The sequence below is a fragment of the Ruegeria sp. HKCCD6647-2 genome (assembly GCF_057221075.1).
In genome coordinates, this window is record NZ_JBWVBD010000004.1 from 328,438 (window position 1) to 352,247 (window position 23,810).

The 23,810-nt window shown below is 58.7% G+C and carries 35 protein-coding genes; 18 read left to right on the forward strand and 17 right to left on the reverse strand.

All coding sequences use genetic code 11. The features are described 5' to 3' along the window. Positions 1–100: 100 nt before the first annotated feature. Together AC2TDJ_RS13050 and AC2TDJ_RS13055 are read right to left on the reverse strand one after the other, a co-directional pair. A complete protein-coding gene (locus AC2TDJ_RS13050; protein ID WP_480842861.1) occupies positions 101–508 on the reverse strand; it encodes a hypothetical protein in 408 nt (135 codons plus the stop codon). Positions 509–551: 43 nt separating this feature from the next. Beyond that, positions 552–1,745, reverse strand: coding sequence for an aminotransferase-like domain-containing protein (locus tag AC2TDJ_RS13055; protein ID WP_480842863.1), 1,194 nt, complete (start codon positions 1,743–1,745; stop codon positions 552–554). A 163-nt stretch (positions 1,746–1,908) separates the two neighbouring features. Here AC2TDJ_RS13055 and AC2TDJ_RS13060 point away from each other — a divergent pair, with 163 nt between their 5' ends. Further along, positions 1,909–2,679 carry a FadR/GntR family transcriptional regulator gene (locus AC2TDJ_RS13060; protein ID WP_480842864.1) on the forward strand — a complete coding sequence of 257 codons (771 nt, stop codon included), beginning with the start codon at positions 1,909–1,911 and terminating at the stop codon, positions 2,677–2,679. Beyond that, positions 2,679–3,167 carry a metal-dependent hydrolase gene (locus AC2TDJ_RS13065; protein ID WP_480842866.1) on the forward strand — a complete coding sequence of 163 codons (489 nt, stop codon included), beginning with the start codon at positions 2,679–2,681 and terminating at the stop codon, positions 3,165–3,167. The genes AC2TDJ_RS13060 and AC2TDJ_RS13065 overlap by 1 nt, the downstream gene beginning before the upstream one ends. Positions 3,168–3,235: 68 nt before the next feature. Here AC2TDJ_RS13065 and AC2TDJ_RS13070 read toward each other — a convergent pair whose 3' ends face one another. From AC2TDJ_RS13070 to AC2TDJ_RS13090, 5 genes are all read right to left on the reverse strand, one after another. After that, positions 3,236–3,796 carry a F0F1 ATP synthase subunit B gene (locus tag AC2TDJ_RS13070; protein WP_480842868.1) on the reverse strand — a complete coding sequence of 187 codons (561 nt, stop codon included), beginning with the start codon at positions 3,794–3,796 and terminating at the stop codon, positions 3,236–3,238. A gap of 5 nt (positions 3,797–3,801) precedes the next feature. Beyond that, the gene (locus tag AC2TDJ_RS13075) at positions 3,802–4,353 is read right to left on the reverse strand and encodes a F0F1 ATP synthase subunit B' (RefSeq protein ID WP_480842870.1); all 552 of its coding nucleotides are present in this window, start codon (positions 4,351–4,353) and stop codon (positions 3,802–3,804) included. 86 nt (positions 4,354–4,439) lie between these two features. Further along, the gene (locus AC2TDJ_RS13080; protein ID WP_005981269.1) at positions 4,440–4,664 is read right to left on the reverse strand and encodes a F0F1 ATP synthase subunit C; all 225 of its coding nucleotides are present in this window, start codon (positions 4,662–4,664) and stop codon (positions 4,440–4,442) included. A 48-nt stretch (positions 4,665–4,712) separates the two neighbouring features. Further along, on the reverse strand, positions 4,713–5,471 hold the full coding sequence (locus tag AC2TDJ_RS13085) for a F0F1 ATP synthase subunit A (RefSeq protein WP_480842872.1): 759 nt from the start codon (positions 5,469–5,471) through the stop codon (positions 4,713–4,715). 2 nt (positions 5,472–5,473) lie between these two features. Then, the gene (locus tag AC2TDJ_RS13090) at positions 5,474–5,806 is read right to left on the reverse strand and encodes an AtpZ/AtpI family protein (RefSeq protein ID WP_170387173.1); all 333 of its coding nucleotides are present in this window, start codon (positions 5,804–5,806) and stop codon (positions 5,474–5,476) included. Between the two features lie 231 nt (positions 5,807–6,037). Between AC2TDJ_RS13090 and AC2TDJ_RS13095 the strand changes: the two genes are divergently transcribed. Then, complete coding sequence (locus tag AC2TDJ_RS13095; RefSeq protein WP_480842874.1) at positions 6,038–6,394, forward strand: ArsR/SmtB family transcription factor; 357 nt, start codon at positions 6,038–6,040, stop codon at positions 6,392–6,394. Here the strand turns inward: AC2TDJ_RS13095 and AC2TDJ_RS13100 are convergent. From AC2TDJ_RS13100 to AC2TDJ_RS13115, 4 genes are all read right to left on the reverse strand, one after another. Next, entirely contained in the window at positions 6,374–6,787 is a 414-nt protein-coding gene (locus tag AC2TDJ_RS13100; RefSeq protein ID WP_480842876.1) for a universal stress protein, read from the reverse strand. The two genes, AC2TDJ_RS13095 and AC2TDJ_RS13100, sit on opposite strands and share 21 nt — an antisense overlap. Positions 6,788–6,899: 112 nt before the next feature. Next, complete coding sequence (locus AC2TDJ_RS13105) at positions 6,900–7,178, reverse strand: hypothetical protein (RefSeq protein ID WP_480842878.1); 279 nt, start codon at positions 7,176–7,178, stop codon at positions 6,900–6,902. Positions 7,179–7,237: 59 nt separating this feature from the next. Then, positions 7,238–8,152 carry a DMT family transporter gene (locus AC2TDJ_RS13110; RefSeq protein WP_480842880.1) on the reverse strand — a complete coding sequence of 305 codons (915 nt, stop codon included), beginning with the start codon at positions 8,150–8,152 and terminating at the stop codon, positions 7,238–7,240. Beyond that, positions 8,149–9,027 carry a LysR family transcriptional regulator gene (locus AC2TDJ_RS13115; protein WP_480842882.1) on the reverse strand — a complete coding sequence of 293 codons (879 nt, stop codon included), beginning with the start codon at positions 9,025–9,027 and terminating at the stop codon, positions 8,149–8,151. The genes AC2TDJ_RS13110 and AC2TDJ_RS13115 overlap by 4 nt, the downstream gene beginning before the upstream one ends. Before the next feature lie 120 nt (positions 9,028–9,147). Between AC2TDJ_RS13115 and AC2TDJ_RS13120 the strand changes: the two genes are divergently transcribed. Next, on the forward strand, positions 9,148–9,729 hold the full coding sequence (locus AC2TDJ_RS13120; protein ID WP_480842884.1) for an FMN-dependent NADH-azoreductase: 582 nt from the start codon (positions 9,148–9,150) through the stop codon (positions 9,727–9,729). A 76-nt stretch (positions 9,730–9,805) separates the two neighbouring features. Then, complete coding sequence (locus AC2TDJ_RS13125) at positions 9,806–10,546, forward strand: aspartate/glutamate racemase family protein (RefSeq protein WP_480842886.1); 741 nt, start codon at positions 9,806–9,808, stop codon at positions 10,544–10,546. Here the strand turns inward: AC2TDJ_RS13125 and AC2TDJ_RS13130 are convergent, their stop codons facing one another. Then, entirely contained in the window at positions 10,547–11,077 is a 531-nt protein-coding gene (locus tag AC2TDJ_RS13130; protein ID WP_480842888.1) for a prolyl-tRNA synthetase associated domain-containing protein, read from the reverse strand. 268 nt (positions 11,078–11,345) lie between these two features. On the opposite strand from AC2TDJ_RS13130, the gene ffh reads away from it, so the two are divergent. From ffh to trmD, 11 genes are all read left to right on the forward strand, one after another. After that, a complete protein-coding gene (gene ffh, locus AC2TDJ_RS13135) occupies positions 11,346–12,854 on the forward strand; it encodes a signal recognition particle protein (protein ID WP_480842890.1) in 1,509 nt (502 codons plus the stop codon). Between the two features lie 41 nt (positions 12,855–12,895). Then, the gene (locus AC2TDJ_RS13140) at positions 12,896–13,408 is read left to right on the forward strand and encodes a GNAT family N-acetyltransferase (protein ID WP_480842892.1); all 513 of its coding nucleotides are present in this window, start codon (positions 12,896–12,898) and stop codon (positions 13,406–13,408) included. Continuing rightward, positions 13,405–13,956, forward strand: a complete 552-nt coding sequence (locus tag AC2TDJ_RS13145; RefSeq protein ID WP_480842894.1) for a GNAT family N-acetyltransferase — start codon at positions 13,405–13,407, stop codon at positions 13,954–13,956. The genes AC2TDJ_RS13140 and AC2TDJ_RS13145 overlap by 4 nt, the downstream gene beginning before the upstream one ends. After that, positions 13,953–14,504 (forward strand): GNAT family N-acetyltransferase, encoded by a 552-nt coding sequence (locus AC2TDJ_RS13150; RefSeq protein ID WP_480842895.1) that lies wholly within the window; start codon positions 13,953–13,955, stop codon positions 14,502–14,504. Before AC2TDJ_RS13145 ends, AC2TDJ_RS13150 begins: the two co-directional genes overlap by 4 nt. Continuing rightward, a complete protein-coding gene (locus AC2TDJ_RS13155) occupies positions 14,501–14,797 on the forward strand; it encodes a chorismate mutase (protein ID WP_480842896.1) in 297 nt (98 codons plus the stop codon). The genes AC2TDJ_RS13150 and AC2TDJ_RS13155 overlap by 4 nt, the downstream gene beginning before the upstream one ends. Positions 14,798–14,864: 67 nt before the next feature. Beyond that, positions 14,865–15,260 carry a 30S ribosomal protein S16 gene (gene rpsP, locus AC2TDJ_RS13160; RefSeq protein ID WP_480842897.1) on the forward strand — a complete coding sequence of 132 codons (396 nt, stop codon included), beginning with the start codon at positions 14,865–14,867 and terminating at the stop codon, positions 15,258–15,260. 12 nt (positions 15,261–15,272) lie between these two features. Beyond that, on the forward strand, positions 15,273–15,908 hold the full coding sequence (gene bluB, locus AC2TDJ_RS13165; RefSeq protein ID WP_480842898.1) for a 5,6-dimethylbenzimidazole synthase: 636 nt from the start codon (positions 15,273–15,275) through the stop codon (positions 15,906–15,908). Between the two features lie 4 nt (positions 15,909–15,912). Next, positions 15,913–16,062: a hypothetical protein gene (locus AC2TDJ_RS13170; protein ID WP_480842899.1), complete on the forward strand. Its 150-nt coding sequence runs from the start codon at positions 15,913–15,915 to the stop codon at positions 16,060–16,062. Continuing rightward, entirely contained in the window at positions 16,055–16,558 is a 504-nt protein-coding gene (gene rimM, locus AC2TDJ_RS13175) for a ribosome maturation factor RimM (protein WP_480842900.1), read from the forward strand. Before AC2TDJ_RS13170 ends, rimM begins: the two co-directional genes overlap by 8 nt. After that, positions 16,558–17,373: a hypothetical protein gene (locus tag AC2TDJ_RS13180; RefSeq protein WP_480842901.1), complete on the forward strand. Its 816-nt coding sequence runs from the start codon at positions 16,558–16,560 to the stop codon at positions 17,371–17,373. Before rimM ends, AC2TDJ_RS13180 begins: the two co-directional genes overlap by 1 nt. Beyond that, on the forward strand, positions 17,370–18,173 hold the full coding sequence (gene trmD, locus AC2TDJ_RS13185; RefSeq protein ID WP_480842902.1) for a tRNA (guanosine(37)-N1)-methyltransferase TrmD: 804 nt from the start codon (positions 17,370–17,372) through the stop codon (positions 18,171–18,173). Before AC2TDJ_RS13180 ends, trmD begins: the two co-directional genes overlap by 4 nt. Here trmD and AC2TDJ_RS13190 read toward each other — a convergent pair. Then, entirely contained in the window at positions 18,170–18,970 is an 801-nt protein-coding gene (locus tag AC2TDJ_RS13190) for a glycoside hydrolase family 25 protein (protein ID WP_480842903.1), read from the reverse strand. The genes trmD and AC2TDJ_RS13190 overlap by 4 nt on opposite strands. A gap of 381 nt (positions 18,971–19,351) precedes the next feature. Between AC2TDJ_RS13190 and rplS the strand changes: the two genes are divergently transcribed. Together rplS and rpmE are read left to right on the forward strand one after the other, a co-directional pair. Next, entirely contained in the window at positions 19,352–19,735 is a 384-nt protein-coding gene (rplS, locus tag AC2TDJ_RS13195) for a 50S ribosomal protein L19 (protein WP_480843036.1), read from the forward strand. Between the two features lie 11 nt (positions 19,736–19,746). Next, complete coding sequence (gene rpmE / locus AC2TDJ_RS13200) at positions 19,747–19,968, forward strand: 50S ribosomal protein L31 (protein WP_480810483.1); 222 nt, start codon at positions 19,747–19,749, stop codon at positions 19,966–19,968. A gap of 97 nt (positions 19,969–20,065) precedes the next feature. Here the strand turns inward: rpmE and AC2TDJ_RS13205 are convergent, their stop codons facing one another. From AC2TDJ_RS13205 to AC2TDJ_RS13220, 4 genes are all read right to left on the reverse strand, one after another. Continuing rightward, complete coding sequence (locus AC2TDJ_RS13205) at positions 20,066–20,917, reverse strand: DUF4396 domain-containing protein (protein ID WP_480842904.1); 852 nt, start codon at positions 20,915–20,917, stop codon at positions 20,066–20,068. Positions 20,918–20,981: 64 nt separating this feature from the next. Then, on the reverse strand, positions 20,982–21,134 hold the full coding sequence (locus AC2TDJ_RS13210) for a hypothetical protein (RefSeq protein WP_480842905.1): 153 nt from the start codon (positions 21,132–21,134) through the stop codon (positions 20,982–20,984). After that, positions 21,131–22,726 carry an MFS transporter gene (locus AC2TDJ_RS13215; RefSeq protein ID WP_480842906.1) on the reverse strand — a complete coding sequence of 532 codons (1,596 nt, stop codon included), beginning with the start codon at positions 22,724–22,726 and terminating at the stop codon, positions 21,131–21,133. The genes AC2TDJ_RS13210 and AC2TDJ_RS13215 overlap by 4 nt, the downstream gene beginning before the upstream one ends. Before the next feature lie 183 nt (positions 22,727–22,909). After that, the gene (locus AC2TDJ_RS13220) at positions 22,910–23,797 is read right to left on the reverse strand and encodes an AEC family transporter (RefSeq protein WP_480842907.1); all 888 of its coding nucleotides are present in this window, start codon (positions 23,795–23,797) and stop codon (positions 22,910–22,912) included. Positions 23,798–23,810 lie beyond the last annotated feature (13 nt).

Below are 23,810 nucleotides of genomic sequence, written 5' to 3' on the forward strand. Positions count from 1 at the left end.
CGCAACGGATGGGGTCCGAGTCAACGCAGTTGCGCAGGATATGGGATTTTAGGCGGAGTTATCCACAACATCTTGCTCATATTCCGAATTGAGACTGCCATCAGTACGGTGTGCATTCGAACACCTGATATCCGTAATCTTCGCTGACGTTTTCATAAATGCCGTAGTCGATACACTCATACTTGGGAGTCGACACCGCCGTCAGCAGCAGACGTTTCCCCGCCTCGCGATCACAGCCGAGGACACCAACCGTCACTGCCGCATCGCCCAGAACGTCCAGAATGGGGCAACCCGACACCTGCGCCATGGCCAGCGCAGCCCTTTCGCGCATCGGCCCCAAACGGGGGGCATACTGGGCGTTCACGCGCACCGCTTCGGCCAGTTCGCCACGAACACGCACATCGAAGACACTGCCGTTCACCGCAACACGAGTCGCGGGCACATCGCGAAAGTGTGGTGTGCCCGCTGAACAGGCAGCCAGCAGTAGAAGGGCAAGAACACGGACCATGCCGCAGCTTTGACCGAATATGGTTAACAGAACCTTTCACGGATCAGACGCGCAGTAGTTCTCCCAGCCGCCTTATCCCCTCATGAATGGTATCCTCGTCCGAGTTTGAGAAACTCAGACGGATTGTATTGGCGCCTGAACCATCCGGGAAAAAGGCTTGTCCGGGCACAAAGGCCACTTTGACCGTCTCAAGCGAACGCGCAAGAAGTTCGGCACCGCTCAGGTCTTTTGGCAACGTCACCCAGATAAACATGCCGCCCTCTGGCCTTGTCCAATCGACACTTTCGGGCATGTTTTCCGCCAGGGCCGCAAGCATTGCATCACGACGGGCACTGTAGAAGCGGTGCAATTTTGGGATGTGTGTTGCAAAACTGGCCTGCGCCACCTGATGCACCGCCATCTGGTTAATTGTGGATGAGTGTAAATCGGCTGCCTGCTTCATCAACACCAGTTGCGAGATCACGGGCTTCGCAGCAACCACCCAACCCATGCGCAGACCCGGAGACAGGGTTTTTGAGAAGCTGCCGCAATAGACGGTACGACACGCCTCAATCGATCCTTTGCGCGCTATTTCCAGAGCCAACACAGGCGGGATCGGATCGCCATCATAGCGCAACGCCTGATATGCACCGTCTTCGATCACTGCACAGTCGAGTTCATCCGCCAGGCTGAGCAAAGCCTCGCGACCGCTCCGGTCTATGGTTTCTCCGGTTGGGTTGGCAAAGTCGGGCGAGAGGTAGGCGAATTTGACCGCGCCCTCACCGACCGCCTCTTTGTATTCCAATGCGCCGCGATTGCCGTTGATACGGAGTCGGTCAAAGCGCGGCTCGTAGGCATTAAAGGCCGCAAGCGCGCCCAGATAAGTCGGCCAGCAAACCAATGCCGTATCGCCCGGTGACAGAAACAGCTTCCCCAGATAGTCCAGCGCCTGTTGCGAGCCGGACGTGATCAGGATGTTGTCAATTTCACAGTTTACTCCGATATGCTGCATGTGTTCGGCAAGCCACCGGCGTAACGGTACATAGCCTTCACTGACCGAATACTGTAACGCCTGAGCCTGATGCTCGGGCCCCAATGCCATCTGGAAGGCTTGGGCAAAGGCATCGGCCGGGAACAGGTCAGGGTCGGGGATGCCTCCGGCGAAAGAAATTATGCCGGGCTGATCCAGAAGCTTTAGCAGCTCGCGTATTTCGGATGCTTTCATCCGGGATGCTCGCGTGGCGAACAATTTATCCATCGACTCGGTCCCCCTGTTCCCTTCGGGTTTTGGGCAGACTACGTGTCACTGAAATTAAGTCAATATATCTGACCTAATGTTTCAAGCTACGTGAAAACGGCGCTTCTTGCACCTGTGGTGGATACGTGGTCATATGATTTGACCAATTTTGAACCCAAACACGATGCCATTCCAGAAAGTCCAAACTGAAAAACTGTCTCTTGCAGTTGTCCGTCAGATCGAGCTGCTGATCCTGCGGGGCATACTGCGACCCGGTGAGCGTCTGCCGCCCGAACGTGAATTGGCCGAGCGGTTGGGGGTGTCACGCCCGTCTCTGCGAGAGGCAATTTCGGACCTGCAGGAACAAGGGTTACTGACCGCAAAAGCAGGGTCTGGCGTTTATGTGGCCGAAGTGCTCGGCTCTGCCTTCTCTCCCGCGTTGATCCGCCTGTTCGGCGGCCACGACGAAGCGGTTTTCGACTACCTTTCCTTCCGGCGCGACATGGAGGGGCTGGCGGCCGAGCGCGCAGCGCGCATGGGCTCGGGCAGTGATCTGAAGGTGGTGCAAACCATTCTGGACAAGATGGAAGACGCCCATGCCCGTAATGCAGCCGAGGAAGAGGCGCATCTGGACGCCCAGTTTCACATGGCGATCATCGAGGCCAGCCACAATGTGGTGATGCTGCACATGATGCGGTCGATGTTCGATCTGCTGCGGCGGGGCGTGTTCTACAACCGCCAGATCATGTTCCAACAGCGCACCACACGTGATGCCATTCTGGACCAGCACCGCGCCATCAACGCCGCCTTGCAGGACCGTGACCCCAAGGGCGCACGCCAGGCGGTCGAGGATCATCTGAGCTTTGTCAAAAGCTGCATGGCCGATCAGCAGAAGGCCCTGCGCAACGAAGAGATCGCCCAGCAAAGGTTGAAACACGAGACTGGAGAGGCTTGATGTTCATCGGGCATCTGCCGGGGGCTTATCTGATCTTCCGGGCTACTGCGCCAAACCTAGGCAAACTTGCTTTCACAGCCGCAATGATCGGGGCCGTCGCACCCGATATCGATATCCTATGGTTTTATCTGGTTGATGATCGCGGGCACCATCATCATTCCTATCTGACCCACCGCCCGATCATATGGGCGGGCCTTCTGCTGGCGGGTCTGCTGATCCGACAATGGCTTTATCGGGTCGGGACATTTCTGACCTTCCTCGGCGCTAGCGGTCTGGTTCACCTGCTGCTGGATTCAATCACGGGTGAAGTTGCCTGGTTGTGGCCGTTTTCGAACGCCACTTACCCATTGGTAACGGTACAGGCGACACATTCTCATTGGATATTGTCTTTTCTCAATCATTGGACGTTCAAGGTTGAGATCCTGATCACCATGGTCGCTCTGATCGTGTTTGTGGCGACGTGGCGTAGATCATTGAGAAAATCATAGTTCAACACACAAAAAACCCGAGCGCTTCGCAGCCCTCGGGTTTTTTTCAGAACATGTGATCCTGGTGATCAGTGCAGTTTTTCACCCACATCCGCGATGGCGGCGTCGATCAGCTTGTTCGCCTGAGTGGCGGTCATCTGCTTGGCCAGCACAGCGTTGGCTGCCGAAACAGCAACGGTAATGGCCTGATCACGAACCTCTTTCACAGCCGAGGCTTCCGCCGATGCGATCTGATCCTGCGCAGCGGCCAGACGGCGCGCAATGGATTTCTCCAGATCGGCTTTGGCCTGCTCAGCTGCCAGAACAGCGTCTTCCTTCGCAGCTGCCACGATGGCGTCAGCCTGGGTCTGCACTTCACGCTGCTTGCGCTCGTACGATGCCAGCAGGCTGCGGGCTTCCTCGTGCAGGGCGCGGGCTTCGTCCAGTTCGGCCTTGATGCCTTCGGCACGGTTGTCCAGCGCACCGCCGATCAAACCGGGCACCTTGAAGTAGAACAGAACCGCAATAAAGACGATGAAGCCCAGAGTGACCACAAAGTCTGTGTTGCCGAGCGAGAAGAACGGGCCGCTTGCGGCAAAGGCCGGGCTGGCGGCACCAACCGTCAGGATAAGGGCAAGGGTGTTCCGCATGTCACTTATCCTTTCGTTTGCGCGTCAACGGCACTTTCGACGGCTTTGGCATCTGCCTCGCCGCCCAGTGCGGTAACCAGTTCGGCCGCCGTATCCTTGGCAACCACTTGAATGCTTTCCAGCGCACCGGCACGGATGGCGGCAATTGCCTTTTCCGATTCAGCCGCCTTTGCAGCGATTTCCGCGTCAGCCTTGGCAATCGCGTCATCCAGATCGGCCTGGATTTCCGCACGTGCTTCGGCAGCGATACGCTGCGCTTCGGCACGGGCATCGGTCAGCGCCTTGTTATAGGCCTCTTCGGCCTCGACCGCCTTGGCCTTCAGATCTTCGGCCGCAGCCAGGTCATTTGTAATGGTCCCCTGACGTTCAGCCAGGATTGCCGCGATGCGGGGCAGAGCCACGCGGGACAGGACCAGAAAGATGACGACCAGCGTTATGACCAGCCAGAAAATCTGGTTGGGGAACCAATCGAAGCAGAGCTGCGGCATCCCGATGGCAGAGCCATAGGAGTCGACGCACGAGCCAGCTACCTCTTCTGTAAGGGGTTCAGTCGCCATGATATCCTCCGTCGGAAACTTGTCTTTACAACAGGTGGGCCACTATGGCTTGGACCCACCTGCGCGTAAGGATCAGGTTCCGCAGATTATACGGCGAACATCAGCAGCAGCGAGACCAGGAATGCGAAGATCCCCAGAGCTTCTGCGAACGCGATACCGATGAACAGGGTTGCGGTCTGCGAAGCAGCCGCCGAAGGGTTGCGCAGGGCGCCGGCCAGGAAGTTGCCTGCAACGTTGCCCACCCCGATTGCGGCTGCGCCGGAACCGATTGCTGCCAGGCCTGCGCCGATGTGTGCGAGATCGCCTTCCATGATGTATCTCCTTACGAATTGGAAGTTTCGATGTTGGGGTATCAGACCTTAGTGCGAAGGATGCAGCGCATCTTTCAGGTAAACACAGGTCAGAATGGTGAATACGTAGGCCTGGATGAAGGACACGAGGACCTCGAGGCCGTACATAGCGGTGATCGCCAGAACCGACACGGGCGAGATCACGGCAATCGCGGCAAAGCCTGCGAACACCTTGATCACGGCGTGGCCCGCCATGACGTTGCCAGCAAGACGAATGGAGTGGCTGACAGGGCGCACGAAGTACGAGATCAGCTCGATGATCGCCAGAACCGGACGCAGCGCCAGCGGTGCGCTGGAGACCCAGAACAGGCCCAAAAACGCGGCACCGTTCTTGACGAAACCCAGAATGGTTACGGTCAGGAACACGGCCAGCGCCAGCGGGATGGTCACGGCGAAATGCGACGTCGTAGTGAACGAGGCCGGAATCATGCCGAGGAAGTTCGCGGTCACGATAAACATGAACAGAGTCATGACATAGGGGAAGAATTTTACGCCTTCCTTGCCGCAGATGTCTTCCAGCATCTTGTAGATGAAGCCATAGGCCAGCTCGGCAATCGACTGCATCCGGGTCGGGACGATGGCACGCTTCGAGGTGCTGAGGACCAGCAAGCCAAAGATCGCCGCAATCGCCAGGAACAGCCACAGGGTCACGTTGGTCGGCGTGTACCATGCAATTGCACCGTCGCCGAAAAGCGGCTTGACGATGAACTGGTCCATTGGGTGGAAAACCAGGCTGCTGCCTTCTTCTGCGGTGGTCTCGGTCGCCACGTTCAGTCCCTCTCGTCCTTCTCGGCCGCCTCAGCCGCCGCTTGTTTCTCTTGAACCTCTTTCGCGCTGCGGAGCATAACCTTCACGCCTGCGACAAGGCCCAGTAATGTGAACAGCACCAGAAAGATCGGGATCGTCCCGAGCAGGCTGTCCAGCCCGTATCCGATGCCAAATCCGATCCCCAGACCGGATACCATTTCGATGACCATCCGCCAGGCAAGCTCGCCCCCGGACACGTCAGCATCCGCACGAGGCTTGGGCTCTTTCGCCTTTTTCGCCGCCTCGATCTTGGCCTCAAGCTGCGCCATACGCTGCTTTTGGTCATCATCGGTCACGGGCGTTTCCCTCGCACAGTCTTGGGCACGGTGCTAAGGGGCTGGACGCACAGAGTCAACGGTATTGAGAGACCGAATTCCCGCGCATCAAGGTATTGATTTTATGGTATTTTTTGCCGAAACCTGCCATCCAAAAATCAGCGCTCTTGCTACGGCTCACCTCAAAACCCCTGAATCCGCATATTCAACCAAATGGTTGACCAAACCCGGAGGCTGTGGTTCAGCGATTGCATGTCCAATGATCTTGACACCGTATTCGCGGCCCTCGCCGACCCCACACGCCGCACCATTCTGGCGATGTTGCTGGAGGATGACATGGCGGTCACGGATGTTGCCGAGCCTTTCGAGATGTCGCTGGCCGCGATCTCGAAGCACTTGGTCATCCTGACCAAGGCCGGGCTGATTTCTCAGGAAAAACGCGGACGCGTGAAATGGTGCAAGCTGGAACCGGACGCGCTACGGAACGCGTCGGTTTGGATGCAGGGGTTCGGGCAGTTTGAACCGGTCAATCTGGACGCTTTCGAACGGTTTCTGGAGGTTGAATTGCCATCCGAGGACCGCAGACCGTTATCGAACGACGAACACTGACATCGTGGCGTGTTTCGCCAAATACCCCGCGTGGCTCGAAAAGATGTAATCGGTAATCCGGGGCGCATGAGTGCCTACGACGATCAGATCGGCGCCAATATCTTCTGCAGCCCGCGTCAGATCACCGTCGACTTCTGCAGCCACATCGACCGAGTGGATATTGCGTGTACCAACCTGTGCGCCGCTTTCCGAGGCTATCTGACCGGCAAAAACCGCCATTTTTTCTTCAATTGCCTCTTTCGTCAAATCCACGTCGCCCGGCTGCGTTCCCGTAACGCTGACGATCGTCACCTTTGCTCCCTGCCATTTGGCCAATTGCGCAGCAACTTCAGCGGCCTTGCGGATTTCGGGTGACATGTGCAAATCGACAGGAACCATAATGTGCGTAAACATTGTACCCTCCTCTTCTTGAAGAGAAGCATAGCTGAAGACCGGCATGAACGCCTTGACCTGCCTCAATGGTCGCTACCGATTTAGAGACAACCCTTAAGGCCACGACGGGATTCTAGTTTTCCGTTTGGAAGCCGATCCCTTCAATCACTCCTGCGGGGTCCGCGCGGCAGATCCAGGGCACTTCGGACCCCGCAACCGAAACAGTGACGGTGGTTCCGGTCGGATCCGACTGTGTCGAAATGGCCTTGACGTCATCCGGCCGGGTTTCCGTCTCCGCCGAGATCAACGCCTCGCAATTGGCCTTAAGTTCTGCATCCGATGCGCCTTCTGATCTACCTGACGCGCAGGCAGAGAACACCAGAATGACGCCCAACGCGATTGGCAATTTCACATTCAGCCTCCTTACCAGTTCCTGACGCAGGCTGACATATCTCCGGCGGAACGCAAGGCTCAGTCCAAAGCCGGACTTGCGGTATTCGGTGGCGCCTCTTCGCTTTTCAACAGAAGAACCAGCGCAATCGCCGTCAGCGCAGCCCCGACGAGAACCAAAACGGTCGGGGCGGGACGCCCAAGCGCGATTTCCCACAGGATGACCCAACTGGGTATCAGATAAGTGTAGGCCATGACCTTGGCAGACGGCAGGCGCAGTGCCGCGAATTGCACCAGCACAAAGCTCGCCGCCGTTGCGAAGAATGCCAGGTATAACAGGCTGACCCAGACAAGGGCGGGAAGGTTGGTCCAATCCGTGGCGCGGATGTCCGACCAGCCGAATACCGTCAGGATCAGGCAGCCCGCGAGCAAGGTTCCAAAAGTGAAAACAACTGCGGACTCCCCCCGGTTCAGTTTGCGTACCATCGGCGTATAGATCGCGTGGGCAGCACAGCCCCAGAAATAGATGATCTCTCCCCCGCCAATCTCAAATGCGCGAAAGGCCAGCCAGTCCGCCCGGAAAATCACCCACAGGGCCCCCGTCGCCCCAATGGTCAAGGCCAGCGCCATGCGCGGCGTTGTAACCTGTCGCAGAAGTACCCATCCGGCCAGTGCCGACATGACCGGCGTCAGGGTAAAGACCGCAGACGCGCTGACCGGGGCTGCCGTTTTCAGCCCGTAGAACATCAACACGAAATAGGTCGAGAACAGCCCGCCGAGGATCAGATAACGCCAGGGCGCCCGAAACGCGCTGCGCGGCACACCGGTTGTCATCAGTGCGGCGCCACCGATGACAAACGCCGCGATAGCGAAGCGCGCCGCCGTGATCGCAGAAGGTGCAATCTGATTGGCCACCATCGCGCCCAGTGAAAAGCTGCCCGCGACCAATGCCGAAAAGACAAGCATGGCCAGATGGCCACGAGCCTGTTGGCTCATGTCGTCCAGCCTTTGGAATGTTCCTTGAGGAACTTGAGAAAGGCCTGAACCTTGGTTGTGCGGTGAAGGTCCACATGGGTCACCAGCCACAGCTTGCCGAACCACTCTGGCAGAGGCTCGATAACCTCGATCAAATTTGCGTCGCGGGCCGCTTCCCATCTTGCAAGGAAACCGATGCCGGCACCGGCCAGAACGGCTTCGCGCATGCAGAAGTTGTTTGTGCAGCGGAAGGTGATCGCCTCGGAAGGCACTGTCTCGCGCAACCATCTTGAAAACGGCGCTCGGCTGTTCTCGTCATCGGTGCTGACAAAGTAATGATTGGCAAGATCCTCGGTCCCGGAGGGTTTGCCGTGACGTTCAATATATGACGTACTGGCATAAAGCCCGACTTCTTGCTGAACGAAGGGTTGTACGACGTTGTCGGGCTGATCGGGGGCGGCGCCCGCGCGAATGGCCACATGGGCCTCGCCATACTCCAGGCGGAACAGACGGTCGCCGGTCAGATAGCGAACGATCAGACCGGGATGTGCGTTCTGGAATTCGCCAAGAACCGGTACGATCAGAGGTGCGAACGAAGCCAGCGACGTCACCACCAGTTCGCCGGACACATCGTCGCCGCGACCCTTCATACGTCCAACCAACTGGTTGAACTGATCCTCGGTCGCCTGCGCAACCCGCAACAGGTCGTCGCCTGCGTCGGTCGGAGTGTAACCACGCGCGTGACGCTGGAACAGTTTCACGCCCAAGCGTGCCTCGATCGCGTCGATATGGCGGATGACCGTTGCATGATGAACGCCCAGAACCTCGGCCGCGCCACTGACCGTGCCCATGCGCGCCACCTGATAGGCCGTTCTCACTTCGTCCCAATTGTCCATTGCATCGCTTCCATTGTGCAATTTCTAACAATGTGTGTTGATATATCCGAGTTTTGTTCGCCAGCGCAATGTTCATATTGAAGCCGAACTCAAATCTCCCTGACCAAAGGACTAGCTGAAATGATCAAGACCATTCTGCACATCGATGCCTCGGCCCGTCGTGATGGATCCGCTACTCGTGAACTGTCCGACCGGATCGTCAAGCATCTGAACGCCGGTAAAATCATTCGCCGTGATCTGGCGACTCCGCTTCCGCTGCTGACCGAAGACTGGATTAACGCCAATTTTACCCCCGCCGATCAGCGCGACGCGGTTCAGCGCGACTTGCTCGCCTTATCCGACGAACTGGTCGGTGAGCTGCAAAAGGCCGACACACTTGTGATCGGACTACCGATCTACAACTTCTCGGTACCTGCGGCGTTCAAAGCCTGGATCGATCTCGTCGCCCGCGCCGGCCTGACTTTTGCCTACACGGAAAACGGCCCTAAGGGTTTGCTTGAAGGCAAACGGGCTGTTCTGGCAATTGCCTCGGGCGGTGTTCCTGTCGGGTCCGAGGCTGATTTTGCCACCAATTATGCACGCCACGTTCTGGGCTTCATCGGCATCTCTGATGTCGACGTAGTTGCTGCGGATCAGATGGCTATCGACGCCGAGGCGGCATTGAGCAACGCGCGCAAGGCAGTATCCGAACTGGCGGCTTGATCACCCCCCTCTGGTCAATCCACTTTGAAACGTCCAATCTGGACCTTATCGAGCAAATTCGGATTGGGCGTTTCATATGAAGAAGATAGGGATCCTGGGCGGCGTCGGCTGGGCCTCGACGGTGGATTATTACCGAGCTATCGCCGAAGGCGCGGGCCGGTATTATTCCGAGCGTGGTCATGAGGCCCCGTTGCCAGTCCCTCCGATGACGATCGAATCTGTCACGCAGGCCAAAACCCGCGCTCTGCGCGGTGTGGCCGGAGACGAAGAAAGCTGGGCTGCTTTTGACGCGGTTTTTCGTGAAGCACTGCTCACCCTTCAACACGCCGGCTGCGAATTTGGCATCATCGCGTCAAACACGCCGCACGCCCGATTGCACGCAATCCGCCAGGGCGTTTCGATGCCGATCCTGAGCATCTTTGACGCAACCGCGCAGGTCACATCGACCACTGCGGCGTCCAATGCTTTGGTGTTGGGAACGACAGTCACAATGCAGGCCCCCCATTATGCCGAGCACCTTTCTGCCAAAGGTATTACCGCCAATGATCGGCTGCCCGAGGCAGAGATTGCCGAAATGCAGGATATGATCGACACCGACTTCTATGGCGGCGCGTCTGATGTGGCGCATGCGCGCCTGCTGGCCTACTGCAATCGCCACGCCACCCCGGGAACGGCCATTCTGCTCGCCTGTACAGAGTTGCCGCTTGCATTCCCTGACCACCTGGACGACGCGGTATTCGAGGCGGACGGCCACCTGTTCGTCAATCCATCCGCCGCCCATGTTGCGGCGGCGTTGAAGGAAGCTTTGGCCGGCTGATCAGGGCAGCCAGGCAACCTCGCACCCTATACGGTCGAAGAACGCCATCAAGTCGCTGCGCGGCATGGCGACGGTCCGGTCGTTGACCAGAGGGTGCATGTTGATCACATCCGCCTGTTGTGCCGCCGAATCCATAATAAATCGCACGTTGTTGCCCACGCCATTGATCATCGCCAGCGGGCTGACCGCGCCCGGGCGGATGCCTAGATTTTGCATCAGTCGATCTGCCGAACCAAAGGACAGGTTTCCGATCCCAAGTTCGGCCCCCAGCGCTTTGAGGTCGATTTCGCGACTTTGTTCCAGTGTCACCAGATAATTCCGCTTTTTCTTGTCGCGCAGGTACAGATTCTTGAGCCGCAGAACATTCTCGCCGGGCACCATAAACTGATCCTCGACCCCTTTGGCGTCTTCGACGGTGCGCAATGGGATGTGAGTGTGGAGGCGGTAGTTCAGCCCCCATTCGTCCAACTGTGCCAGCAGTGCATCAGAGCTGAGCGGTAGTGTATCCTGAAAGGCGGATGATGCATCCATGGAAGACTCCTTTTGTGTTGGTCATGCAGCGAACCGTGACTGAACGCAAGAGAGGCTGAGGCTGCTACAGATACGTCTCGTTTGACATCCAAGGGCGCCTCGGGTAACACCCCATCAAACATCCGGAAGCATCTGAACTTCCGGTCCCTTGAGTCGTTCAGGGATCGCCCCCCACCAGCGAGTTTCGCCCGTGGGGGCGTTTGTGCATTTAACCGGCGCGTCCTATCTAGGGCACGCCACCAGATAACCGGCTAAGGAGGCCGAAGGCATGTTTGAAAATCTATCCGAACGCCTTTCCGGCGTCTTTGACCGGCTAACCAAACAAGGTGCCCTGTCCGAAGAAGACGTCAAAACCGCCCTGCGTGAGGTCCGGGTTGCCCTGCTTGAGGCCGACGTCTCGCTGCCGGTGGCGCGCGAGTTCGTCAAGAAGGTTCAGGAACAGGCGACCGGTCAGGCGGTCACCAAGTCGATCACCCCCGGTCAGCAGGTCGTCAAGATCGTGCACGACGCGCTGGTCGATACCCTGCGCGGCGAGGAAGACCCCGGCAAGCTGAAGATCGACAACCCGCCCGCTCCGATCCTGATGGTCGGCCTGCAGGGCTCGGGTAAGACGACCACGACCGGTAAGCTCGCCAAGCGCCTGAAAGAGAAAGAGGGCAAGAAGGTCCTGATGGCCTCACTGGACGTCTACCGCCCGGCGGCGATGGATCAGCTGGCTGTTCTGGGCACGCAGGTCGGCGTCGATACGCTGCCGATCGTACCGGGCCAGAAACCGGTCGATATCGCCAAACGCGCCAAGCAGCAGGCAACGTTGGGTGGCTACGACGTTTATATGCTCGACACTGCAGGCCGTCTGCACATTGACGAAGTCCTGATGGACGAGGTCGAGCAGGTCCGCAACGCGGTCGACCCGCGCGAAACACTGCTGGTGGTCGACGGCCTGACCGGCCAGGTCGCCGTCGAAGTGGCCGAAGAATTCGATGCCAAGGTCGGCATCTCGGGCGTAGTCCTGACCCGGATGGACGGTGACGGGCGCGGCGGTGCGGCGCTGTCGATGCGCGCGGTCACCGGCAAGCCGATCCGTTTTGTCGGTCTGGGTGAGAAGATGGACGCGCTCGAAACCTTCGAGCCGGACCGGATTGCGGGACGTATTCTGGGCATGGGCGACATCGTTGCCCTGGTCGAAAAGGCCCAGGAAACGATGGAGATGGAACAGACCGAGCGCATGATGAAGCGCATGGTCAAAGGTCAGTTCAACATGAACGACCTGAAGATGCAGCTGGAACAGATGATCCAGATGGGCGGCATGCAGGGCATGATGGGCATGATGCCGGGCATGGGCAAAATGGCCAAGCAGATGGATCAGGCCGGGCTGGACGATAAGATTCTGCGCCAGCAGATCGCCATGATCCAGTCGATGACCAAACGCGAACGCGCCAATCCCCAATTGCTGCAAGCCAGCCGCAAGAAGCGCATTGCAGCCGGTTCAGGAATGGAGGTCAGCGATCTCAACAAGCTGCTTAAGATGCACCGACAGATGTCGGACATGATGAAAAAGATGGGCAAGATGGGCAAAGGCAAGATGCTGAAACAGGCCATGAAGGGCATGTTCGGCAAGGGCGGCCCGTCGCCTGAAGAAATGGCGGCAGGCATGGACCCCAAGGCGCTGGAACAAGCGGCCAAGGCGATGGGCGGCAAGATGCCCGGTGGCCTGCCCGGTATGGGCGGCGGCATGGCTCTGCCTCCGGGCCTCAGCGGGTTTGGAAAGAAAAAGTGACGCCTGCACGGTGCACCCAGCCCCCGTCCGGAAAGGCGGCGATGGCAGCAGCGCAGTATCGCGCTGCCCTGCCGTTCATCGAGACCCGGCGGCTGGTTCTGCGTGCCCCGCGTCTGGACGACCTGCCGGTTTGGACCGTGATCTGCCGGGAAAGCTTTGGCAGTTCCGAACAGGAGGCTTGGACCGAGTTCTCTTTCTATACGTCGGGATGGCTTTTGCACGGGCATGGTCTGTTCACGGTCGCCCTGAAGGACGACGAACAGGTCGCTGGATTCGTTCTGCTAGGGATGGAATGGGACGACCACGAACCCGAACTTGGTTATTTGTTCAGCGCCGAACATCGCGAGCAAGGCTACGCCACTGAGGCCGGTGCTGCTGTGCGCGACTTTGGTTTCGACCTGCTCGGGTCGGGCCAGTTCGTCAGCTATGTATCAGCATCCAATGTTCGGTCGAACGCTTTGGCCGAACGGTTGGGTGCTACGCGTGATGCCGTAGCTGAGAGTGCCTTTGACGCGGATCAACATGTCTGGCGCTATGGCGAGGTGCAGGCATGACCATCTCCATGGCGATCCCGAAGCTGGAAACAGAACGCCTGATCATGCGGGCACCGTGCGAAGCCGATTTCGAGGCCGAAGCAGAATTCTTCGCCAGCGACGCCTCAAAATTCGTAGGCGGCCCCCTGCGGCCGGACGAGACATGGCGTTCGCTCGCAATGCTGCTGGGCCATTGGGCAATGCGCGGCTATGGGTTCTGGGGCGTCGAGGAAAAAGACACTGGCGCCTATGTTGGCCACGTCGGCCTCTGGTTCCCCCACAGCTGGCCCGAGCCCGAAATCGGCTGGACCTTGATGAACAACGCAACCGGAAAGGGCTATGCGACCGAGGCCGCGCTGGCCGCGCGTGCGCATGCCTATGATGTGCTGGGTTGGGAAACGGCAATTTCGCTGATCGATCCGGACAATCTGGGCAGCAAGGCCGTGGCCGAACGTCTGGGCGCGCGGTTCGATTACACATTTGAACACCCGGCTTACGGCGCGATGCAGGTCTGGCGGCACCCAGCCCCGTCCGATCTGGTCAATGGTGGAATGGAGGCCTACGCGTGACTTCGTACACCATACCAACCGTCGAGACTGAGCGTCTGATCCTGCGGCCGCCGCACGAAAGCGATCTGCCCGCCATGACCGTTTTTTTTGCAAGCGAACGCAGCCATATGGTTGGCGGGCCGAAGAACGAGTTCGAGTGCTGGCGGTCGCTGATGGGACGCTTCGGTCACTGGGCCGTGCGGGGTTACGGTGGCTGGCACATCACCGAAAAGGCTAGCGGCGAATTCGCAGGTTGGACAGGCATCATCGATGCACCGGGTTGGGATGAACCGGAACTCGGCTGGGCAATCATGGAAGAGTTCGAAGGCAAAGGTATCGCCTTTGAGGCGGCACTGGCTGCCCGCACCTATGCCGCCCGCCACCAAGGGCTGAACGGGGTGATTTCATACATAGCCCACGCCAACGACCGCTCGCGCGCATTGGCCGAACGCCTTGGCGCGACCTACGAACGCGAGGGTGAATTGCTTGGCAAGAAAGCTCAAATCTGGCGTCACCCGACACTCGACCTCACCGACACCGCTTTGACCACCGAGAGGACCGGCCAATGAACAACCCCGTGACGCGTGCCGCCACGCTGCTGAAAGAGCATCGCGAAAGCATCGATCGGCTGGACGCGATCCTCGTCTATACGCTGGGCGAGCGGTTCAAACACACGCAGGCCGTTGGCAAGCTCAAGGCCGAACACGACCTTCCCCCGTCCGATCCTTCGCGCGAGGCTGCGCAGATCGCACGGTTAGAAGACCTGGCGAAGACGGCGGATCTGGACCCCGACTTTGCCAAGGCTGTCCTGAATTTCATCATTCAGGAAGTCATCCGACACCACAAGAAACACCAGGAATAGCCGGAAAAGAACCCGGCTCAAACAAAGACGCGCCTCTGGCGTGAAGCCATTCAAAGGAGATACCACCATGGCAATGAAAATTCGTCTCGCCCGCGGCGGCTCGAAAAAACGTCCCTTCTACCGCATCGTGGCCGCCGACAGCCGCATGCCTCGCGACGGCCGTTTCATCGAGAAACTGGGCACCTACAACCCGCTGCTGCCGAAAGACAGCGAAGAGCGCGTAAAAATGGACATGGAGCGCGTTCAGTACTGGCTGGACCAGGGCGCACAGCCCACCGACCGGATCGCACGCATGCTGGAAGCTGCCGGCACCCGTGAGAAAGCCGAGCGAAACAACCCGCAGAAAGGTGCACCCGGCAAGAAAGCTCAGGAGCGCGCGGAAGAGAAAGCCGCCAAGGCTGCTGAAGCTGCCGAAGCGGCTGCCGCACCGGCTGAAGAAGAAGCTGCTGCTGCAGAAGAATAAGCAGGCGGGCGCGTGCAGGATCAGACCTTCAGTGACGAATTCCGCACGCAGTTCGATCTGTTGATGCGGCTCCGGCGCGATGTGCGCCGGTTCCGCACCGACGCGATAGACGAGGCAGTGCTGTCGCGCTGCCTCGACGCGTTTCGACTGGCCCCTTCGGTGGGGCTCAGCGAGCCCTGGCGCGTGATCCGCGTCGAAAGCGACGCGGCACGCGCCGCTGCGCTTGAGAATTTCCAATCGGCCAATGCACAGGCTCTTGCTGGCTATTCCGGAGACAAGGCGCGGCTTTACAGCACCCTGAAACTGTCTGGCATGCAGGAGGCACCGGTTCAACTGGCGGTTTTCTGTGATGATGGAACCGATAAGGGACAGGGCCTTGGCGCAGGCACAATGCCTGAAATGCGCCGCTACTCGGTCGTGACAGCCATCACACTGTTCTGGTTGGCCCTGCGGGCCGAAGGGTTGGGGTTGGGCTGGGTGTCGATTCTTGATCCCGACCGGATGTGCCGCGATCTGGATGTGCCGGACAATTGGCAGTTGATCGGGTATTTCTGTATCGGGTGGCCCGAAGAGCTCTCGGATACGCCCGAACTGGAACGCATTGGCTGGGAAACCCGCGAAGACAGCTTGCCGGTCGAGGTGCGATAGGAAGATGTTCGGGCTGTTACGACTTCCCATCCTGCTGCTGATCGCCTTTATTGTGGGCGTGTTCTTTGAACGCAGCAACCAGCGCGAGGCCTGTGTAGCGCGCGGCGACTGGGTGGATGGGGTTTGTGTGACAACGGAAAATCCAAATGAGTGATCTGATCTGTGTCGGCAGCATTGCAGGGTCCTACGGTGTGCGCGGTGAAGTGCGTCTGAAAAGCTATTGCGCCGTTCCCGAGGACATCGAGGCCTATTCTCCGCTGACCGACGAGAGCGGCGCCGAGCGGTATCCGCTGGTTCTGACCCGCACGATCAAGAACGGGTTTGCCGCCAGGCTTGGCGGGATCGAGACCAAGGAAGAGGCGGACGCCATCAAGGGGCTACGCCTTTTCGCGCGACGTGAACAACTGCCGTCGCTGCCCGATGATGAATTCTATCACGCTGACCTGATCGGGTTGCAGGTCTACGATACCGGCGGCACCCTGCTTGGCCGCGTGAAAGCAGTGCAGAATCACGGCGCGGCCGATCTGCTGGAACTGCAAGGACCGGGTATGAAATCCACGGTTCTGCTGCCCTTCACGCTGGAAGTCGTTCCCACGGTCGATCTGGTACAAGGCCGCATCGTAGCCGACCCGCCCGAGGGCCTGTTCTGATGCGAAAGGTCATGCTGCATCTGGGTCTGCACAAGACCGGCACGACCGCAGCGCAATCCTTTCTGTTTGAAAACCGAAAACTGATCTGGCCTGACCACGCGCTGGTTCTGCCTTATCGCACACGCAAATCCGGCCTGTCCGAAGCGGCCACTCGGTTCTCGGTTTATGGTACGCCCGGCGCGCTGATCGATTTCAGCGATGGCATTCGGGCATTTCTGGCGTCTCTGGATTTTGGCAAGCGACGGGGCCTGATCCTTAGCGAGGAAAACTTCTCGGGTCTGCGTCCCAGCCGCAATGTTGCCGTCGGCTACGAAGCCGCACCTGAGCTTGCGGCGCGTTTGGTTGAGCTTGTTCAGGACCGATTTGCGAATGAGCCCGTCAACATCACATTATATCTGTCGCTGCGACAGCGCGGAAGCTGGCTGCGCAGCCTTTGGGCGCATGACCTACAGCGTATGCGCCTGGTGCAGGACTTTGATACCTATCGAGCCCGTCTTGATTCGGTGCCGTCGCCGCAGACCGCGGCCACGGCTATCCGCGAGCGGCTATCAGGCGTCACTGTACTGACCGAGTGGCTGGAAGACTTGCAAAGCCGTCCTTTCGGTCCCGGAGCGCCATTCGCAGAGTTTCTGGACTTGCCCCACGAGCGGTCCGCCCAATTGGTGGGTCCGACCCGCGTCAACCCTCGCCTGCCCGAAGAAGTATTGACGGAGTTGCTGGACCTCAACCGCTCTGCTCTGGACGAAGATGCGCTGATCCGACAAAAGGCGGCCCTGGTTGAAAGCGCTCAAAACGATCTGATCGGCAGCACATGACAGACAAACCTGCGAAATCTCATGGCCGCAAAGCCGTCCGCGCGACCCTGAAGCCGCGTGAGTTGATGACCCAGACACCGGATTTGCATGGGGTTTGGAAGGCCAAGATCATCACTCTGTTTCCCTCGGCGTTTCCCGGTGTTCTGGGGGAAAGTCTGACCGGAAAAGCCTTGCAAGAAGGGCTATGGCAGCTGGAAACGATCGATCTGCGCCAGTTCGGAATCGGCAAGCATCGCAACGTGGACGACACGCCCGCCGGTGGAGGAGCCGGCATGGTTCTTCGGGCCGATGTGTTGGGCGCAGCCATCGAACATACGATGGAAGGGATACGGGGCAACTGGCCACTGATCTATCTCAGCCCACGCGGCCGCCGGATGGATCAATCCATGATGCAGAACCTTGCACGTTGTGACGGCATGACCTTGCTCTGCGGTCGCTTCGAAGGCGTCGACGAACGCGTGCTGGAACATTATGGCGTTCAGGAAGTTTCCCTGGGCGATTTCGTCATGACCGGCGGTGAGATCGCCGCGCAGGCCCTCATCGACGCCACGGTCCGGCTGATCCCTGGCGTGCTGGGCAATCAGGCGTCGGCAGAGGAAGAAAGCTTTACTTCGGGCCTGCTGGAGCATCCGCAATACACCCGCCCCGCTGATTGGAAAGGCCGCCCGATCCCGGACATCCTGATGTCGGGCCACCACGGGCGTATCGCCGAATGGCGCCACGAGATGTCGGAACGGATCACACGCGAAAGACGACCCGATCTTTGGGAAATATTCCAGAAATCGCACGACAAGGACTAACCCCCGGCCCTCCACTGCGCCCAAATCTCCGGCGTACCGTTAAATGTGTTGATGTCTACCCTACCCTGCACACCTGGCACCAAACCGGTGCCGGTGTATTGCCAGAACCGCCATACCGCCCGAGGGTAGACATTGCGGGGATGGCCCGCGACGGACCGAAGCCAGAACTCCGTTTTTGGCAGGCGCCCGATATCGGTGTCTTCGTAAAAGTCCACGGTCGTGTACACGATCGGACGGCGGCCGTAGTGGCGTTCGAGTATATTCAGAAACTTCTGTGCCTCGGACCGGACAGTCTTGCCATCGGGACGCAGCGTGCAGGTCCTGGAATGTGGCGTCCATTCCATGTCCAGCACATGTGGCAGATCAGCCCCCTTTGGCACGTTGCGGATGAACCAACGGGCCTGTTCGGCGGCCGGACGGCAGAAGTAGTAGTAATGATATGCCCCCCAAGGCACCCCTGCGGCCTGAGCGCCGCGCCGGTGATCGTCGAACCGCGGGTCGGCCACATCACCACCTTCTGTCGCCTTGATGAAAACGAAGCTGACACCCGAGGCACGCGCTGTGCGCCAGTCAATCGGCCCCTGCCAGCGCGAGACATCCAACCCATGCACCGGATAATGGCCGGGGTGCCGTCCTTCCCACTCATGCGGGTCGGCATCCCCGAATTTCGGGAATATCACTGAAGGCGCGGTTGTGTCGGCAAAAGCAAGCGGTTCAACGGTTTGTGGTGCGGGCCCTCGGCGCCCGCAAGACACCAGCGCGATGGCCACGAGGACCAGCATAAGTGCTCTGTGCATCATGCATTCCTGTATCAAATTTCTGCTCGTATAATTGCAACCAGAATGCCTGATCCGGGCCACAAGGCAACGCCGCAGTTTTGGAACGGCGGTTTCTCACCGCCCGAAACCGAATTTACCGGCAATTTTGACTTGATTCCGACCCTCAAAGACCGTAATGCAGCCCAATCCGGAGCCGCGTGTGCGCGACTCCGGTGTTTTGGTTTGTTTCGCAGCGTGACGTCGGGCTTTCTTCGGCCAAGACGCGGTGTGACAGACCAGACCAAAGGAACATTCGATCTGACCTCTGGCGGGCTGCACGCAGGACCCGGTGAAGACCAAGAGCTCTCAGGCCGTGCCCAAACTTCGTGGACCAACCACGAGCAGATAGGAGTAAATGCGATGGACCTGATCGCACAGCTTGAGGCGGAACAGATTGCCGCCCTGGGGAAAGACATCCCCGACTTCAAAGCCGGTGACACCATCCGTGTCGGCTATAAGGTGACCGAAGGGTCGCGCACCCGTGTGCAGAACTACGAAGGCGTCTGCATCGCGCGCAAGAACGGCGACGGCATCGCCGGATCGTTCACCGTCCGCAAAATCTCGTTCGGCGAAGGCGTGGAGCGTGTGTTCCCGCTGTATTCGACCAACATCGACAGCATCACCGTTGTCCGCCGTGGCCGCGTCCGTCGCGCCAAACTGTACTACCTGCGCTCGCGCCGCGGTAAGTCCGCACGTATCGCAGAGGTCACCAACTACAAGCCCAAGGCTGGCGCCGAGGCGTAAGGAGCGGAAAGATGAAAAAAGACATCCACCCCGATTATCACCTCATCGACGTCAAAATGACCGATGGCACCGTGGTTCAGATGAAATCCACCTGGGGCAGCGAAGGCGACCAGCTGGCTCTGGAAATCGACCCCTCCGTGCACCCCGCATGGACAGGTGGTTCGTCGCGCCTGCTGGACGCTGGCGGCCGCGTGTCGAAGTTCAAGAAGAAATACGAAGGTCTGGGCTTCTGAACCTGACCTCATTCGAATTCGAAAGGCCGCTCCGATGGGGCGGCCTTTTTTGTTTCATCCAACGATGTCAGTGTCTGGGCTGCACCCAATACGGGCATCAAAATGTTATGGGTGTGACGCGTGATGTTAGCCAGAGCGCAACCAGCAGAACCACATAGCTGCCAGTGATCCAAAGGATCATGGTATTCATCGGCAACGACTTCATGTTCATTGCCTGACCCTCCACATGCTCCATTTCTTCGCCGGGTATATTCTCCATTTCGGGCGAAGTATGTCCAATACCCTTCGCTGGTCCGTCGACCCCAGGCAGGGTCATGCATCCGTGTTTGAGGTGATTGGCGACCAGCCACCGGTTAATAGGAAACGCAACTATCGCACCTGCGATCGTCGCCAGGCTCATACGAAACCAGAATTGCGGGTTGAGCGGATCCTCGGATCCGGGCCAGGCCGCTGCGAGAAGAACCATTGTCGGGATCATGCCTGTCATCACCATGTTCATGGATACGGTTTCGGCGAAGACCGTCTTCCGGACGGCCTTCGCATAGCTGCCGAACATGGGAAACATCATAAGCGCCTGGAATATGAACAAACCCGAAACAAACCCGAAAACATACTCGACGACAATATCCCAGCCATTTGACAGGGTGAGAAAGTGAACCAGGATGGCCGCTAGAATGATCCCCGTCGCATCGCCTGCTACGCAGTGCATTTCACTGTTTACGCCTTGCTTCCACGTGGCACGCGTGAAGCGTTCATGCCCGCCAGGGAAGGGACGGCGGCAGGTCATGAAATAAAAGAACAGGCCGACCGGACCTGTATAGACGGTTACCAGAATCCACGCTGCTCTCTGCACCCAACTGGTGACACCATTTGTGAGAGAATCCCAAACGACGAATCCGACACTGGCGCCGGTCAGGACAAACCAGACAAGCATGGCTCCATAAAGCATGTCGACCTCCCTAGAACACCTTCTGGCTTGGCGAGGCAGAGCCTCGGCGCTCGACCAATTCATATCACCACGGGCTGCAGGTCGCTATCTGCGAGGTTGCCGGGTTCAATTTCCGTTCACTGTCAAAATCATTTAATTGTCCGCTGTGCTGCGCAAAACGGGCTTGCAAATTCTCCGATACCACACGCTCAAGCCCGTTCAGATCGTCAGGGCTCATCGCCGTTTTTTCGTCAATTCCGTAGCGCTGTGCACCGGCGGAACCGGTCCGCGCAGCAAAAGGATCGCTAGCACCATCGCGATCAGCGCAGCCATGGCGGCAACAAACATTGCGCTGTCAAAGGCGTTGTCCTGCAATTCGCGCAGAGCCACAGCCAAGGCGCTTCCGGTTTCCGGGTCCAGACCCGCGATCAACTGTTGAACCTGGCCGGGCGTTCCGTGGGTCAGTGCATGGGCCAGATCGGTACGTTGTTCCGAGCCGGAGGGAAGCGCGTTGATGACCTCGGTCAAACCCCAACGGATTGTGACGGCTTCGGCCAACCCGCCGATAACGGCCCCCAGGGTTGCGCCGAAATACAGGAACGCGTTGATTACGCCCGAACCCTGCCCGACATGCTCTTCCGGCAGTAGGCGCAGGGCAAGCCGGGGCAAAAGCGAAAAGCCGATGCCCATCCCGATGCCGATGATGGCAAGCTTCCACCAAAGACCGACATAGCTGGTGGTGTTCGTGGTGGTTGTCAGCAGCAGGAAGCCACACGCCATCACGCCCATGCCAATGATAACCGGCCACTGGAAACTGTATGGCGCAAGGATCCGGGGCGCGGTGACGGATACGACGAACATGGTCACGCTGAGCGGCAGGATCGCCAGCCCCGCAGCAATCGCCGAATAGCCGAACGTGTCCGGCGATTGAACAAAGACGTTGAAGTAGACGAAAAAGCTGAACAGGGTGAACCCCGTAAAGAACATGCCAACCGCCGCCATGAAATAGCGCGGATGACGGAAATACCGCAGTTCTATCAAAGGATCTTCGCTGCGCCGAGAGGTCATGACCAGCGCAACCACGGCAATTGCGGATATGCACAGGGGAACGAGGGTCTCTCTGGACTCCCACCCCTTGCTCTCGCCATTGCTGAGCGCGAACGACAAGGGCCCTAAAAGAAGCATCATCGCGATTGCACCGGGATAATCGAACCGGGCATCTGCCAAACGAGTATCGGGAACGTAGTTGTGCTTGCTCACCCGCAAACCGATCAGGAACGCTGCAACCAGAAGGACAAGGTCAACAGCAAATACAGCCCGCCAACTGATGTAGTGGCCAAGCGCGCCGCCCACGATTGGGCCGACGCCAATTGCTAAACCGACAATGGCACCCCATGCTCCGGTGACGCTTGCGCGTTCCTCATCAGGGGTGGCCGCCGTCAATATCGACAGCGAAGTTCCGAACAGCGCTGCGGCCCCCGCGCCCTGCGCTCCGCGGCCGATCAACAACATCGTACCATCCTGCGCAAGCAACGCTGAGGCCGACCCGGCGGCAAAGACGATCATTCCGAAGAAGAAAACGCCCATCTTGCCGGTGATGTCCCCAAGGCGGCTGACGATAGTGACCAAAGTCGCGCTTGCGACAGTATAGATCGCCATGACCCACTGCAGGCCGGATGGGGTCAGATCAAACTCGGACTTTAGATTGGGCAGGATGGTCGCGACGGCCGTTGTGTTGAACCCCACGACCATCATGCAAATCGCTGTCATCGCCAGAACAACGCGCGCGCCGGCCATGCCCGAAGTGCCGTTTGAGTTTGCCGTCGTCATCAATTTGCCCCCAGTTCCCGAGCGGGCCTTTCCGAGCGGGCAAATGAACCAACGGCCTCAGCTCAGCGGCGTATTAAGATAACATGTCCGAATTAAACAATTTTTTTGGCGCCACGTATAGGGTTTACAGCAAACCCATTGGCGTCGTCGCTCAACAGGCCATGCCCGGTGATCCGGACACAGTCAAAACCAGTAGGACAACGCCACGGGCAAAACGACAATTGTCGTCAGGGTCGATACCAGAATGAATCCCGCCACCTCGGGTCCGTATTCCGGAACGTGCTGGTCAATGAACAGATAGGTCGCCACCGAAGACGGCATAAGGCAACAAAGGATAAGGGCACCGCGTTCTGCCCCGGTAAAGCCAAAGGTCCAGACTAGGGCACTGGCAATCGCAACTGCCATCAACAGATGCAGCCCCGTCAGCAGCACAGCGCGCCCAAGACTGCTGATCTTCAGAGTTGCCAGAGTGTGGCCGAGCGTCAGCAGCATCAATGGGATCGACAACCCACCCAATATATCAAAGGATTTTGCAATCGGCTGCGGCAGCGCAATTCCGGTCGCCATAAGTACCAACGCGACGACCACCGCGTAGATTATCGGCGATGTGGCAAGCTTTTTGGGAGAAAACTCACCTGCCGGTATCCACATGCCTACCGTAAATATACTGACAAGGACAACGACAACGAAGGCCATCGTGTAAGCCATCCCGGCATCGCCCAGCGCCAGCAATGTGATTGGCAGGCCAATGTTGCCGACATTGCCGTGCATCAAGGGCGTCAGAAACGCCCGCACGGGCATGCGCAACAGCTTCAGAGCCGCAAACCCCAGCCCGCCGAAACCCGCAATGGCCAAAGCTGCGGCCGCCATCATGTCCAGAAACGTTCCAACGGCAATCTGGGTGGAGGACAGGTGCGAGATGATCAATGTCGGGTATCCGACCTTCGAGACGATGCTGCCGATCACCTTGTTGTCAAACGGAGCCCGGATCAGAGCCAGGCAATAGCCGATTCCGGCACAGATCAGCACCGGCAGCACCACGTTCAGAACGTTCAGAAACAGATGATCCAACAAGCGCCTCAAT

What these genes read in the sequence shown, in the direction of transcription:
- AC2TDJ_RS13065 (WP_480842866.1), top strand. Translation starts at nt 2,679, where the DNA reads ATGTTCATCGGGCATCTGCCGGGGGCTTATCTGATCTTCCGGGCTACT.
- AC2TDJ_RS13215 (WP_480842906.1), bottom strand. Translation starts at nt 22,726, where the DNA reads ATGACGACGGCAAACTCAAACGGCACTTCGGGCATGGCCGGCGCGCGC.
- AC2TDJ_RS13145 (WP_480842894.1), top strand. Translation starts at nt 13,405, where the DNA reads ATGACCATCTCCATGGCGATCCCGAAGCTGGAAACAGAACGCCTGATC.
- rimM (WP_480842900.1), top strand. Translation starts at nt 16,055, where the DNA reads ATGAGTGATCTGATCTGTGTCGGCAGCATTGCAGGGTCCTACGGTGTG.
- AC2TDJ_RS13055 (WP_480842863.1), bottom strand. Translation starts at nt 1,745, where the DNA reads ATGGATAAATTGTTCGCCACGCGAGCATCCCGGATGAAAGCATCCGAA.
- AC2TDJ_RS13060 (WP_480842864.1), top strand. Translation starts at nt 1,909, where the DNA reads ATGCCATTCCAGAAAGTCCAAACTGAAAAACTGTCTCTTGCAGTTGTC.
- AC2TDJ_RS13125 (WP_480842886.1), top strand. Translation starts at nt 9,806, where the DNA reads ATGAAGAAGATAGGGATCCTGGGCGGCGTCGGCTGGGCCTCGACGGTG.
- AC2TDJ_RS13120 (WP_480842884.1), top strand. Translation starts at nt 9,148, where the DNA reads ATGATCAAGACCATTCTGCACATCGATGCCTCGGCCCGTCGTGATGGA.
- AC2TDJ_RS13180 (WP_480842901.1), top strand. Translation starts at nt 16,558, where the DNA reads ATGCGAAAGGTCATGCTGCATCTGGGTCTGCACAAGACCGGCACGACC.
- AC2TDJ_RS13140 (WP_480842892.1), top strand. Translation starts at nt 12,896, where the DNA reads ATGGCAGCAGCGCAGTATCGCGCTGCCCTGCCGTTCATCGAGACCCGG.
- AC2TDJ_RS13050 (WP_480842861.1), bottom strand. Translation starts at nt 508, where the DNA reads ATGGTCCGTGTTCTTGCCCTTCTACTGCTGGCTGCCTGTTCAGCGGGC.
- AC2TDJ_RS13075 (WP_480842870.1), bottom strand. Translation starts at nt 4,353, where the DNA reads ATGGCGACTGAACCCCTTACAGAAGAGGTAGCTGGCTCGTGCGTCGAC.
- AC2TDJ_RS13100 (WP_480842876.1), bottom strand. Translation starts at nt 6,787, where the DNA reads ATGTTTACGCACATTATGGTTCCTGTCGATTTGCACATGTCACCCGAA.
- ffh (WP_480842890.1), top strand. Translation starts at nt 11,346, where the DNA reads ATGTTTGAAAATCTATCCGAACGCCTTTCCGGCGTCTTTGACCGGCTA.
- AC2TDJ_RS13170 (WP_480842899.1), top strand. Translation starts at nt 15,913, where the DNA reads ATGTTCGGGCTGTTACGACTTCCCATCCTGCTGCTGATCGCCTTTATT.
- AC2TDJ_RS13210 (WP_480842905.1), bottom strand. Translation starts at nt 21,134, where the DNA reads ATGAGCCCTGACGATCTGAACGGGCTTGAGCGTGTGGTATCGGAGAAT.
- AC2TDJ_RS13070 (WP_480842868.1), bottom strand. Translation starts at nt 3,796, where the DNA reads ATGCGGAACACCCTTGCCCTTATCCTGACGGTTGGTGCCGCCAGCCCG.
- AC2TDJ_RS13115 (WP_480842882.1), bottom strand. Translation starts at nt 9,027, where the DNA reads ATGGACAATTGGGACGAAGTGAGAACGGCCTATCAGGTGGCGCGCATG.
- AC2TDJ_RS13095 (WP_480842874.1), top strand. Translation starts at nt 6,038, where the DNA reads ATGTCCAATGATCTTGACACCGTATTCGCGGCCCTCGCCGACCCCACA.
- rpmE (WP_480810483.1), top strand. Translation starts at nt 19,747, where the DNA reads ATGAAAAAAGACATCCACCCCGATTATCACCTCATCGACGTCAAAATG.
- AC2TDJ_RS13205 (WP_480842904.1), bottom strand. Translation starts at nt 20,917, where the DNA reads ATGCTTTATGGAGCCATGCTTGTCTGGTTTGTCCTGACCGGCGCCAGT.
- AC2TDJ_RS13110 (WP_480842880.1), bottom strand. Translation starts at nt 8,152, where the DNA reads ATGAGCCAACAGGCTCGTGGCCATCTGGCCATGCTTGTCTTTTCGGCA.
- rpsP (WP_480842897.1), top strand. Translation starts at nt 14,865, where the DNA reads ATGGCAATGAAAATTCGTCTCGCCCGCGGCGGCTCGAAAAAACGTCCC.
- AC2TDJ_RS13130 (WP_480842888.1), bottom strand. Translation starts at nt 11,077, where the DNA reads ATGGATGCATCATCCGCCTTTCAGGATACACTACCGCTCAGCTCTGAT.
- AC2TDJ_RS13190 (WP_480842903.1), bottom strand. Translation starts at nt 18,970, where the DNA reads ATGCACAGAGCACTTATGCTGGTCCTCGTGGCCATCGCGCTGGTGTCT.
- AC2TDJ_RS13155 (WP_480842896.1), top strand. Translation starts at nt 14,501, where the DNA reads ATGAACAACCCCGTGACGCGTGCCGCCACGCTGCTGAAAGAGCATCGC.
- trmD (WP_480842902.1), top strand. Translation starts at nt 17,370, where the DNA reads ATGACAGACAAACCTGCGAAATCTCATGGCCGCAAAGCCGTCCGCGCG.
- rplS (WP_480843036.1), top strand. Translation starts at nt 19,352, where the DNA reads ATGGACCTGATCGCACAGCTTGAGGCGGAACAGATTGCCGCCCTGGGG.
- AC2TDJ_RS13080 (WP_005981269.1), bottom strand. Translation starts at nt 4,664, where the DNA reads ATGGAAGGCGATCTCGCACACATCGGCGCAGGCCTGGCAGCAATCGGT.